We start from the raw sequence: 12,245 nt of genomic DNA on the forward strand, positions 1-12,245 counted from the left end.
CTGCCCGGCGGGTACGCCACCGAGGTGCACCGGCGCGGCGGCCGGCTCTCCGCCGGGCAGCGGCAGTTGGTCGCGTTCGCGCGGGCCTTCCTGGCCGATCCGGCGGTGCTGATCCTGGACGAGGCCACCTCGTCGCTGGACGTCCCGACCGAACGTCTGGTGCAGCACGCGCTCGGCACCATCCTGCGGGACCGGACCGCAGTGGTGATCGCGCACCGGCTCTCCACGGTGGAGACCGCCGACCGGGTGCTGGTCCTCGACGGCGGCCGGATCGTCGAGGACGGCCCCCCGGCCCGACTGGTCACCGAGGGAGGCCGGTACGCCGCGCTGCACCGCCAGTGGCGCGACTCGCTGCTGTAGAAATTCCGGTGACCGCCCCCCTGGTCCCCCGCCTACGATCGACGGATGACTGATACGGCGAGGACGGCCCGCACCGGCGTCCCCGAGCGTCCGACCCTGGACGGACTCGAGGAGACCTGGTCGCGCCGCTGGCAGGAGGAGGGCACGTACACGTTCGACCGCACGAAGGAGCGGTCGGACGTGTACGCGATCGACACCCCGCCGCCGACCGTATCCGGCGAACTGCACATGGGGCACGTCTTCTCGTACACCCACACCGACCTGGTCGCCCGCTTCCAGCGGATGCGGGGGCGGACGGTCTTCTACCCGATCGGATGGGACGACAACGGACTGCCCACCGAGCGACGGGTGCAGAACGTCCACGGCGTGCGCTGCGACCCGAGCCTGCCGTACGACCCGGAGTGGCAGGCACCGCAGGCGCCGGTGGACGACGCCGCCCGCAAGGACCCGACCCCGATCTCCCGGCGCAACTTCATCGAGTTGTGCGAGCGGCTGACCGTCTCCGACGAGCAGGTGTTCGAGGCGTTGTGGCGGCGGCTGGGGCTCTCGGTGGACTGGTCGCTGATGTACACCACGATCGGTCCGGCGGCCCGGGCCACCTCGCAGCGGGCCTTCCTGCGCAACCTGGCCCGGGGCGAGGCGTACCAGGCGGAGGCGCCGACGCTGTGGGACGTCGGTTTCGCCACCGCCGTGGCCCAGGCCGAACTGGAGGACCGGGAGCGCCCCGGCGCGTACCACCGGCTGCGGTTCCACGGGCCGGACGGGCGCGAGGTGCTGATCGACACCACCCGCCCGGAGCTGCTGCCGGCCTGCGTCGCGCTGGTCTGCCACCCCGACGACGAGCGGTACGCCGACCTGGTCGGCACGGTGGTGCGCACCCCCGTCTTCGGGGTGGAGGTGCCGGTGCGCGCGCACACGCTGGCGGACCCGGCCAAGGGCACCGGCGTCGCGATGGTCTGCACGTTCGGTGACCTGACCGACGTGACCTGGTGGCGGGAACTGGACCTGGAGACCCGGGTGGTGATCGGCCGCGACGGACGGCTGCTGCCGGAGCCACCGTCCGGGGTGCCCGGCGGCCCGTACGCGGAGCTGGCCGGGCAGACCGTGAACGGGGCCCGGCGTCGTCTGGTGGAGTTGCTCGTCGACGCGGGTGACCTGGTCGGCGACGTGCGACCGATCACGCATCCGGTGAAGTTCTACGAGCGGGGCGACCGGCCGCTGGAGATCGTCTCGACCCGGCAGTGGTATCTGCACAACGGTGGCCGCGACGCCGACCTGCGCGAGGCGCTGCTGGCCCGGGGGCGGGAGATGCGCTGGGTGCCGGAGCACATGCGGCACCGCTACGAACACTGGGTGAGCGGCCTGACCGGCGACTGGCTGGTCAGCCGACAGCGATTCTTCGGCGTGCCGGTGCCGGTGTGGTACCGGCTCGACGACGTTGGCGAGCCGGACTGGTCCCACCCTCTCACGCCGGAGGACTCCGCGCTGCCGATCGACCCGTCCGAGGACGCCCCGCCGGGTTACGACGAGTCGCAGCGCGGCGTGCCGGGCGGATTCGTCGGCGATCCGGACGTGCTGGACACCTGGGCCACCTCGTCGCTGACCCCGCAGCTCGCCGGCGGCTGGGAACGTGACCCGGAACTGTTCCGGAAGATCTTCCCGATGGACCTGCGCCCGCAGGGCCAGGAGATCATCCGGACCTGGCTCTTCGCCACCGTGGTCCGGGCCCACCTGGAGCACGGCACGCTGCCCTGGCACACCGCCGAGTTGTCCGGCTGGATCCTCGACCCGGACCGCAAGAAGATGTCCAAGTCCAAGGGGAACGTGGTGACCCCGATGGCGTTGCTGGAGCAGCACGGCTCCGACGCGGTGCGCTACTGGTCGGCCAACGGCCGGCCCGGCACCGACCTGGCGTTCGACCCGGCACAGATCAAGGTCGGTCGGCGGCTCGCCACCAAGCTGCTCAACGCGTCGCGGTTCGCGCTCGGGCTCGGTGCCGCCGACGCCCTGCGCGCCCCGGCGACCACCCCGCTGGACCGGGCGGTGCTGGCCGAACTGGCGTCAGTGGTGGCGGCGTCAACCACCGCGTTCGAGGCGTACGACCACACGGCCGCGTTGCAGGCCGCCGAGTCGTTCTTCTGGCGGTTCTGCGACGACTACATCGAGTTGGTGAAGGAACGCGCCTACGGCACCGGTGCCGGGGCGGACTCGGCCCGGGCAACGCTGGCCACCGCGCTTTCCGTGCAGCTCCGGCTCTTCGCGCCGGTGCTGCCGTACGCGACGGAGGAGGTGTGGTCCTGGTGGCGCTACGGGTCGGTGCACCGGTCGCCGTGGCCCACCACGTACGAGGTGAACCGGGCCGTCCAGGGCGAGGGTGATCCCGCGCTGCTGCGGTTGGCCTCCGACGCGTTGGGGCAGGTCCGGCGGGCCAAGTCGGAGCGGAAGCTGTCGATGAGGGCGGAGGTGCCGCTGGCCGAGGCGCTCGGTCCGGCGGCCCTGCTCGACCAGCTCACCGAGGTCGCCGACGACCTGCGGGCGGCGGGCCGGATCGGCAAACTCGACCTGCTGCCGGACCGCACCACCGAACTCGTCATCGCCTGCGCCTTCTAGCGCTTGGGTGAAAGGAAGGGCACCTTGTTAACGCCTGGTGCATAGGAAGGGCCCCCTGCTAACAACCGGCCGGCACGAGCCCGTCGGAACCGTTAACAGGGGGCCCTTCCTATACCGGAGGCGTTAACAAGGTGCCCTTCCTTGCATACCTCAGCTGGTTTCGCCGGCCACCGAGAAGGACCGTAGGCGGTCGATGGCGAGCAGCGTGAAGCCGACGCTGACCAGTACCATCATCACCGCCGCCACCGGCACGGAGACCGTCGTGTTGAGCAGCTCGGTCGGGGCCAGCCTGTCGGCGACGGCGATCACGTAGTGCTGGATGGACAGCACCCGGGTACCGGTCACCACGTTGCTGAGCAGCCCTTCCCAGATCAGCACGTAGACCAGGCCGAGCAGCACCGGCCGCCGGGTGAGCAGGCTGCTCGCCACGAACAGGGCCGAGTAGGCCAGCGCACCGGCCGTCGCGGCGACGGCGAGCGCCAGACCGAGGCGGACCGAGTCGGCCAGCAGACCGGCGACGAAGAGCGGCACCGCCACGGTGACGGCGGTGGCACCGGCCGCCACCGCCAGCTTGGGCAGGACGATCTGCCAGCGCGGCAGTGGCGTGGTGAGCACGTGCACCACCGTGCCGTCGTCGATCTCGGCACCGAGCACGCCGGTGCCGACGATGAGCGCGATCACCGGCAGCACCACGGCCAGGCCGAGGCCGACCAGGACCGGCGGTCCCCAGTCGGTGGGCTTCACCCCCAGACCACGGGAGAGTACGGCCAGCACCACCAGCAGGATGGGCAACGGCAGCAGCAACAGGAACCGGCGGCGACCGAACAGCCCGCGCGCGGTGATCCAGGAGACAGTGGACATCAGGCCTCCACCAGGTAGGAGAAGACGCTCTCCAGGGATTCGTCCTCGGGCACGAGCTGGCTGACGCGTACGCCCCGGGCCAGCGCCACCTTCGGCAGCGCCCGGGTGAACGAGCCGTAGTCGCCGGCGCGTACGGTCAGCCCGTTGCGGCCCAGCTCGACGCCGCTGACCGAGGGTTCGGCCATCAGCGCGACGGCCAGCGCCCGGTCGTCGGTGGAGCGGATCGCGAAGACGTGCGGCCGGTTGGTCATCAGTCGGCGGATGGTGCGGAAGTCACCGGAGGCGGCGAGCCGGCCGGCGACCATCACCTGCACGGTGCCGGAGACCTGCTCGACCTCCTCCAGAATGTGCGAGCTGAACAGGATGGTGCGGCCCGCGTCGCCGAGCGAGTGCAGCAGCTCCATCATGTGCAGCCGCTGGCGCGGGTCCATGCCGTTGAACGGCTCGTCGAGCAGCAGCACCTGCGGTTCGTGCACCAGCGCCGCCGCCACCCGGGCCCGCTGCCGCATGCCCTTGGAGTACGTGCCGATCCGGCGGTCCTGCGCGCTCTCCAACTCGACGAGGGCGATCGCCCGGCGGGCTGCCTCCTTCGGGTCGGGCAGCTTGTGCATCCTGGCGGTGGCGAGCACGAACTCGTACGCGGTGAGGAACGAGTGCACCGCCTCCCGCTCGCTGACCAGCCCGAGCCGGCGGTACACCTCGGGGTTGCGCCAGGTGGGCCGCCCGTCGAGGGTGACCGCGCCCCGCGACGGGGCGAGGAATCCGGCCATCATGTGCAGCAGCGTGGTCTTGCCGGCCCCGTTCGGTCCGAGCAGACCGGTCACCCCGGGGCCGAGGGACATGCTGACGTCGTTGACCGCGACCACGTTGCCGTACCAGCGGGAGACCCCGGCCAGGTCGAGGCTGCTGGTGGTGGCGGTGGCCGTCGGCGCGGCGGCGGAGGAGGTCGTGGTCATCGTGCGGCCACCTTCCGGTAGCGGGCCAGCAGCAGGGCGACGCAGCCGGCCACGAGCGCGACGGCGGCCACGGCGTACAGCGGGCCGAACGGGCCGAGGTCGGGCACGAAGGCGTCCTGGTCGGTGATCAGCAGGTCGCGCAGTGTCCAGACGCCGACGCCCTGCACCAGGGTGGACGGCGAGGCGAGACCGGAGAGCTGGTTGGCCGCCTGTGAGGGCAGGATCGACATGGTGCCGACGATCGGCGTGGTCATCAGGAAGACCGCGACGATGCCACCGGCGGCGAAGGCCCGCTTGCCGGTCAGCGAGGCGACCAGCAGGCCGATCGAGGCGAAGACCGCCGCCCAGAGCCCGGCGTAGAGCAGCCCGCCGGTCAGGTCCACGAACTCGTCCCAGACCGCTCCGGGACCGTCCAGCGTGAACGCGCCGCCGAGGAACATGAACAGTTGCGGCGCACCGAGCAGCAGCCAGAGCGAGGTGACCAGGGCGAGCAGCTTGGCCAGCGGGTAGTCGGCGCGGGGCAGCGGCCGGGAGAAGTACAGCGGCAGCACACCGCTGCGCAGGTCCCGCGAGACCAGCTCGGGCGCGGCCACCGCGACGAAGAACAGGACCAGCCAGCTCATGTTGTCGGCGAACTGCGCGTACGTCATCACGACCTCGCCGAACTGGGCGCGGATCGCGGTGGCGGCGACGGCCACCATGAGCACGATGCCGACCACCAGCCAGGGGAAGATCTTCGCCTTGGCGCTGCGCCCCAGACCGAAGGCGGTGCGTACGCCGTGCAGGTAGAGCGATCCGAAGACGTACCGGCGGCCGAGCCGGGGACCGGTGTACCGCTGGTAGCCGATGTCGTGGATGACGCCGGTCGGCTCAGGCATGGGTGCTCTCCCTCCGGGAGAAGAGTTCGGAGACCCGGTGTCGGCGCTGGTCCAACCGGTGCAGCGGCAGGTCCAGCTCGGCCACCGCACCGAGGATCAGGTCGTAGGTGCCGTCGTCGGCGAGCGGGACCAGGAGCAGTTGCCCCTCCCGGTTCACCGGCAGGTCGAGCGCGGTCAGCCGGGTCGCCAGCTCGTCGGTGCCCTCGCTGACCTCGACGGCGAGCACGTCGAGGGCCGTGGTCATCGCGGCGATGTGGTCGGCGCGCAGCAGCCGCCCGCCGTCGATCGCGACCAGCGTGTCGCAGATCCGCTCGACCTCGCCGAGCAGGTGGGAGCAGACCAGCACGGAGATGCCGAACTCGGTGCCGATCCGGTGCACCAGGGCCAGCATCGCGTCCCGGCCGGCCGGGTCGAGACCGTTGGTGGGCTCGTCGAGAAGCAGCAGGTCGGGGTCGTGCACCAGCGCCTGGGCCAGCTTGACCCGCTGCTTCATGCCGGTGGAGTAGCCGCCGACCGGGCGGTGTCGCTCCTCGTGCAGCCCGACGTGGCGCAGCGCCTCGGAGGCACGTTCCCGCGCGACCGTCTTCGGCAGGCCGCTGATCCGCCCGAGGTGGGTGACCAGTTCGGCGCCGGACAGGTCGGGTGGCAGGCAGTCGTGCTCCGGCATGTAGCCGACCCGGGCGCGTACCGCCGTGGGATCGGTGGTGGGGTCGAGGCCGAGTACGCGTACCTGGCCACTGGTCGGGGCGAGCAGGCCGAGCAGGAGCTTGATCAGCGTCGACTTGCCGGCGCCGTTGGCGCCGACCAGCCCGACTATTCCTGGCTCCACCGCTACCGTCAGCTCGGACAGTGCGGTGACCCCGCCGCCGTAGACCTTCGTCAACGACTCGGTTGCGATCAGTGTCACGTCGACAGCCTAGAGAGGGTCGGCAATGTTCCGGACCCCGGTGAGGGCCCCTGTTTCCCCTGATCCTCCCCGGGTGGCCGCCCCCTAGGGTGAGGCGTCCCGGACCTGGGCCGGCATCCCCGCCACCACCGGCACGCCGGAGTCGGTTGCGTACGCCGGGCCGGAAGAGGAGGATTCGACCCCGCACACTCAGTGATCGCGGCATTTGGTACACCATGGAGCATGCGACACGACAACCGGCGGAAGTGGCGGGCAGGAGGACGATGACGGCTGGCGGGCCCAAGGTGAGCGTGGTGGTGCCGGCGTACAACGCGGCCGGGACCATCCAGACGCTCGTCGACTCCCTGCTGCGGCAGTCCATGCCGGCGGCGGAGTTCGAGGTGATCTTCATCGACGACGGTTCGACCGACGACACCGGGGCCCTGCTGGACAAGCTGGCCGCCGCGCACCCGCACATCCAGGTGCTGCACACCGAGAACGCCGGTTGGCCGTCGCGTCCGCGCAACCTCGGGATCGCCCGGGCCCGCGGGGAGTACGTCCAGTTCGTCGACGACGACGACTGGCTCGCCGACGAGGCCCTGGAGCGGCTCCACGCGTACGCGGTGCGGCACGACGCGGACATCGCGATCGGCAGGATGGTCGGTCACGGTCGGACCGTGCCCCGGGAGCTGTTCCGCGTCGACCGCCCCGACGCCACGCTCCACGACGCCCCGCTCATCGACAGCATGACCTGCCACAAGATGTTCCGGCGGGCCTTCCTGCTGGAGCACGACCTGCGGTTCCCGGAGGACCGGAGACGTCTGGAGGACCACCATCTGGTGACCCGGGCGTACCTGCTCGCCCGCCGCGTCAGCGTGCTCTCCGGCTACACCTGCTACCACCACGCCAAACGGACCGACGGCGGCAACCTGACCGCCAGCCGACTCGATCCGGCCGAGTACTTCGACAGTCTGCGCGCCGTGCTGGACATCGTCGACGCGCACGTGCCGCCGGGTCCGCAGCGCGACCGGCTGCACCGGCGGTGGCTACGCAACGAGATGCTCGCCCGGCTGCGCGGCAAGCGGCTGCGGGACGCGCCACGGGACTGGGCCGACCAGGTCGTCGACGAGGTCGGCAGGACGATCCGGGAACGGTTCGCGCCGGGGGTCGCCGCCGCGCTGCCAGCGCTGCAACGGACCGTCACCGCGCTCGCCGCCGAGGGCCGCGTCGAGGACCTGCACCGCCTGGCCGAGTGGGAGGCGGGCGTCCGCGGCGTCGTCCGCCTGACCGGGTACGAACTGACCGGCTCGACGCTCGTCGTCACCCTGACCGGTCAGCTACGGACCGGCGACGGGCCGATCACGTTCACCCACGTCGACGGGCGGGACCTGCTCGTCGTACCGGTCGAGGAGATCCCCACCGACCTGCTCGACTGCACCGAGGAGCTGCGGCACGGCCGGCTGGACGTCCTCGCCCGGAGCGCCCGGGACGGCACTGAGTCCTTCCTGCCGGTGAGCTTCGAGGTGAAGCGCGTCACCGTTCCCGCAGGTGGCCTGCGCGTGGTCTACCGGGGCACGGCGACGGTCGACGTCGACACGCTCGACGGCGGTCCGGACCCGGGTGACTGGGCACTGAAGGCCCGGGTGTCCAGCTTCGGCTGGACCAAGGACGCGAAGGTGCCGCTGGCGTTGTCGGTCGGGGCCGACGGCCCGGTGGTGGTGGACAAGCGCCCGAGCCCGACTCCCCCGCCACCGCCGGAGAAGGTCGGCCTGTGGCGACGGGTGCAGCGGACGTTCGGCCGCCGTCCCGGCGCGACCGGGCCCGGCGCGGTCGGCGCCACCTGACCCTCGGACGGCCGCCGGGGCCGGTTGGGCCGTGGGAGGAGTGGCGCTCTCGACCGATCGGCGACCGGCTGCGAAACTGTGTGCCGGTCGCCGGAGTTGGGGGTCTGATGAGCAACGGGTGGGTGCTGCCCGACGAGGTGCTGCGGGACGCGCCGACGTACACGCCGCGTCCCGGCGAGCTCGCGGATCTGGAGTTGTTGCTCACTGGTGCGTACGCGCCGCTGACCGGCTTCATGACCCGGGCCGACCTGGTCTCCGTCAGCCGCCGTGGTCGGCTCGTCGACGGCGCACCGTGGCCGGTCGCGGTGACCCTCCAGGTGCCCACGACGCTGGTCCAGGGGCTCGACCTGCACGATCCGGAGCGCCGCACGGTGGTGCTCGCCGACGGTGAGGGAGCGCCGGTGGCGGCGCTGGAGGTGGCCGACGCCTGGCAGGTCCGTGACGGCGTGGCCGGCGTCGGCGGCACGGTCCGCCGGCTCGGCGACGGCGGGCAGGGCCCGTTCCAGCGGCTGCGCCGCCCGCCCGAGGAGATCCGGGCCATGCTGCCGCCCGGCCGGGTGCTCGGTGTGGTCGCCGACCGGCCGTTGCACCGCCCGCAACTGGCCCAGATCGCGCACGCCGTCCGGACACTCAGCGCCCACCTGTTGATCATGATTCCGGTGGGCGAGGAGGGCACCGGGGGCATGCCGCCGGAGGCGCTGGTGCGCGGCGTCTTCGCCGCCCGCGACCGGATGCCGCCGGCCACCCTGGTCGCGGTGCCGTTCTCCCGGAGGAGGGACGAGATCAGCGACGCCCTGCTGCGGGCCCGGGTGTCCGCCGCGTACGGCGTCACCCACCTGCTCTCCACCGGTGAGATGCTCTCTGGCGCCGGGCTGCGGGTGCTGGTGCCCCGGGAGCTCGCGTACGACAACCGCGACGGCCAGTGGCGCTGGCGCGAGGACATCCCGCCGCGCAACCGCCGGTTGGCGCTGACCCAGTCCGAGGTCGACGATCTGCTGGACCGGGGTTTCCCGTTGCCCGAGTGGCACACCCCGCCCGCGGTGGCGAAGGAGTTGACGCGGGCCCGGCCACCCCGGCGGCACCGTGGGCTGGTGGTCTTCCTCACCGGGCTCTCCGGTTCGGGCAAGTCGACGGTCGCCCGGGGGCTCGCCGACACGCTGCGCGAGCAGGGCGAGCGTACGGTGACGCTGCTCGACGGCGACGTGGTGCGCCGCGAGCTGACCGCCGGGCTGGGCTTCAGCAGGGCCGACCGGGACACGAACGTGCGCCGGATCGGCTGGGTGGCCGCCGAGATCGCCCGGCACCGGGGCATCGCCATCTGCTGCCCGATCGCCCCGTACGCCCAGGCCCGGGCGACCGCCCGGGAGATGGCCACGGCGGCGGGCGCCGGTTTCGTCCTGGTGCACGTGGCCACGCCGTTGGAGGTGTGCGAGCAGCGCGACCGCAAGGGCCTGTACGCGCGGGCGCGGGCAGGTCTGCTCACCGGCATGACCGGCATCGACGACCCGTACGAGGAACCGACCGACGCCGATCTGGTGCTCGACACCACGGATCTCGCGGTGGAGAACGCCGTGCACGCGGTCCTGCACCAGCTCACCGAGACCGGCTGGGTCGAGCCGCCGCGTCCCGCGCTCTGACCCGGGGATCGTCCCTTCCGGGAGGTTGCCGACCCGCGCTATGTTTGCCCATGTTCGAAGATGTTCGTTGACGTGGGGCGCGGAGGGTGCCGATGCTCGCCCAACAACGCCAGGCGGCGATCCTGGACCGGGTCCGGGCGACCGGCGGGGTCCGCGTCGGTGAGCTGGCCGTCGAGTTCGGTGTCTCCGACATGACCATCCGGCGCGACCTGGACCTGCTGCACGAGCGCGGCCTGCTGGCCAAGGTACACGGCGGGGCCACCGTCGCCGGCTCCACCGACGAGCCCGGCTTCCAGGCCAAGTCGGTGCGCCAACAGGTCGAGAAGGCCGCCATCGCGGCCCGCGCGGCACGACTCGTGCATCCCGGCGCGGCGATCGCGCTCTCCGCCGGCACCACCACCGCCGAGTTGGCCCGACGACTGGTCGACGTGCCGTCCCTAACCGTGGTGACCAACTCGCTGCCGGTCGCCGACATCCTGCACGACCAGGGCCGGGACGACCAGACGGTGGTGCTCACCGGCGGCGTGCGGACGCCGTCGGACGCGCTGGTCGGACCGCTGGCCGTGGCGGCCGTCCGGTCCCTGCACCTGGACCTGCTCTTCCTCGGCGTCCACGGGGTCACCGACCGGGCCGGTTTCACCACGCCGAACCTGATGGAGGCGGAGACCAACCGCGCCCTGGTGGCCGCCGCCGATCGGCTCGTGGTGCTCGCCGACCACACCAAGTGGGGCACGGTCGGCCTCTCCGCCATCGCCCCGTTGTCGGACGCGCACGTGCTGGTCACCGACGACCGGCTGGCTCCGGAGGCCCGCCGGCTGCTCGCCGACCGGGTCGGTGAGCTGCTCGTGGTGCCGGCGACCGGACCAGGAGGGCCGCGATGAGGCGTACCGCGATCAGGCTGGCCGACGGCCGCGAACTGATCTACTTCGACGAACGGGACGACGGCGTCCGGGACCATCCGGACCGGCGCGACCTGCCCCCTCCCCCACCCGCCTCCCAGCTCCGCTACGACCCGCTCACCGACGAGTGGGTGGCGCTGGCGGTGCACCGGCAGACGCGCATCTTCCTGCCGTCGGCCGACCAGTGCCCGCTCTGTCCCTCGACCGACGAGTGGTCCAGCGAGATCCCGGCGCCCGACTACGACGTGGCGGTCTTCGAGAACCGCTTCCCGGCCCTGAGCGGCAACGTGGTCGACGAGCCCACCGAGATGACGCCGTTCACGGCGGTCCGGCCCGGGCAGGGGCGCTGCGAGGTGGTCTGTTTCACCGACGACCACCACGGCTCCTTCGCCGGCCTACCGCCGCGCCGGGTCCGTACCGTGCTCGACGCGCTGGCCGACCGGACCGCCGCGCTGGGCGAGTTGCCTGGAGTGGAGCAGGTGTTCTGCTTCGAGAACCGGGGGGTGGAGATCGGCGTGACCCTGCACCACCCGCACGGGCAGATCTACGCGTTCCCGTTCGTCACGCCGCGTACCCGGTCGCTGTTGGGCGCGGCCCGCCGGCACGCGGAGCGCACCGGAGGCCGGAACCTCTACGCCGACGTGCTCGCCGCCGAACGTGCGGCCGGCGAGCGGGTGGTCGCCGCCAACGACCACTGGACGGCGTACGTCCCGGCCGCTGCCCGCTGGCCGTTCGAGGTGCACCTCGCCCCGCACCGGCCGGTGCCCGACATTCCGGCGTTGGATGAGGCCGAGCGGGACGCCTTCGGCCCGCTCTACCTGGACCTGCTGCGCCGCTTCGACGGCCTGTTCGACGCGCCGATGCCGTACATCGCCGCCTGGCACCAGGCGCCGGTACGCGTGGACCGCGAGCTGGGTCACCTGCATCTGCAACTGTTCAGCGTGAAGCGGGCCGCGGACAAGTTGAAGTACCTGGCCGGTACGGAGTCCGCGATGGGCGTGTTCAGCAACGACATCGCCCCCGAGCAGGCCGCCGCCCGGCTCCGCGCCGTCTGAGTCGACCGCGACGTGCGCGGGACCTGCTGCGGTGACGCGTCGGGGCGGAGAGCAGGGCGCGGGGGGCCCGGGACAGGGCCCCCCGCGGGGAAGGGACGGCTGGCTGTCGGTGACAGCCGAGGAAGGCTGGCTGCTGGGCACGCGTGCCGCGCGGCGGCGACGGTCAACCTTCCAGGACGGGACTGGCATCTCGTCCACCCTGGTCAACGAGGCGCGCCGGAGCGGGTGACGCCGCCCGGCGTGTCCGCCCGCGCCTGTC

10 protein-coding genes are annotated in these 12,245 nt (G+C 72.3%); 6 read left to right on the forward strand and 4 right to left on the reverse strand.

Going from position 1 to position 12,245, the window contains the following annotated elements; translation table 11 throughout:
• A partial coding sequence (locus EYA84_RS16000) for an ATP-binding cassette domain-containing protein (protein ID WP_131053873.1) occupies positions 1–360 on the forward strand: 360 nt, incomplete at its 5' end.
• A 45-nt stretch (positions 361–405) separates the two neighbouring features.
• Positions 406–2,970: a valine--tRNA ligase gene (gene valS, locus EYA84_RS16005; protein ID WP_131053874.1), complete on the forward strand. Its 2,565-nt coding sequence runs from the start codon at positions 406–408 to the stop codon at positions 2,968–2,970.
• A gap of 150 nt (positions 2,971–3,120) precedes the next feature.
• Here valS and EYA84_RS16010 read toward each other — a convergent pair whose 3' ends face one another.
• Genes EYA84_RS16010 through EYA84_RS16025 form a run of 4 tightly spaced genes read right to left on the reverse strand, consistent with a single transcriptional unit; the run spans position 3,121 to position 6,572 of the window.
• Positions 3,121–3,831, reverse strand: a complete 711-nt coding sequence (locus tag EYA84_RS16010; RefSeq protein ID WP_131053875.1) for an ABC transporter permease — start codon at positions 3,829–3,831, stop codon at positions 3,121–3,123.
• Positions 3,831–4,787 carry an ABC transporter ATP-binding protein gene (locus tag EYA84_RS16015; RefSeq protein ID WP_131053876.1) on the reverse strand — a complete coding sequence of 319 codons (957 nt, stop codon included), beginning with the start codon at positions 4,785–4,787 and terminating at the stop codon, positions 3,831–3,833. The genes EYA84_RS16010 and EYA84_RS16015 overlap by 1 nt, the downstream gene beginning before the upstream one ends.
• Positions 4,784–5,665 carry an ABC transporter permease gene (locus tag EYA84_RS16020; RefSeq protein WP_131053877.1) on the reverse strand — a complete coding sequence of 294 codons (882 nt, stop codon included), beginning with the start codon at positions 5,663–5,665 and terminating at the stop codon, positions 4,784–4,786. The genes EYA84_RS16015 and EYA84_RS16020 overlap by 4 nt, the downstream gene beginning before the upstream one ends.
• Positions 5,658–6,572 carry an ABC transporter ATP-binding protein gene (locus tag EYA84_RS16025; RefSeq protein WP_131053878.1) on the reverse strand — a complete coding sequence of 305 codons (915 nt, stop codon included), beginning with the start codon at positions 6,570–6,572 and terminating at the stop codon, positions 5,658–5,660. Before EYA84_RS16025 ends, EYA84_RS16020 begins: the two co-directional genes overlap by 8 nt.
• A 263-nt stretch (positions 6,573–6,835) precedes the next feature.
• Here EYA84_RS16025 and EYA84_RS16030 point away from each other — a divergent pair, with 263 nt between their 5' ends.
• From EYA84_RS16030 to galT, 4 genes are all read left to right on the forward strand, one after another.
• A complete protein-coding gene (locus EYA84_RS16030) occupies positions 6,836–8,395 on the forward strand; it encodes a glycosyltransferase family 2 protein (protein ID WP_131053879.1) in 1,560 nt (519 codons plus the stop codon).
• Between the two features lie 107 nt (positions 8,396–8,502).
• Positions 8,503–10,032, forward strand: coding sequence for an adenylyl-sulfate kinase (gene cysC / locus EYA84_RS16035; RefSeq protein WP_131053880.1), 1,530 nt, complete (start codon positions 8,503–8,505; stop codon positions 10,030–10,032).
• A gap of 92 nt (positions 10,033–10,124) precedes the next feature.
• Positions 10,125–10,913, forward strand: a complete 789-nt coding sequence (locus tag EYA84_RS16040; protein ID WP_131053881.1) for a DeoR/GlpR family DNA-binding transcription regulator — start codon at positions 10,125–10,127, stop codon at positions 10,911–10,913.
• The gene (gene galT, locus EYA84_RS16045; RefSeq protein WP_131053882.1) at positions 10,910–11,986 is read left to right on the forward strand and encodes a galactose-1-phosphate uridylyltransferase; all 1,077 of its coding nucleotides are present in this window, start codon (positions 10,910–10,912) and stop codon (positions 11,984–11,986) included. Before EYA84_RS16040 ends, galT begins: the two co-directional genes overlap by 4 nt.
• Positions 11,987–12,245 lie beyond the last annotated feature (259 nt).

Source organism: Verrucosispora sp. SN26_14.1 (assembly GCF_004307965.1).
Lineage (GTDB): Bacteria > Actinomycetota > Actinomycetes > Mycobacteriales > Micromonosporaceae > Micromonospora.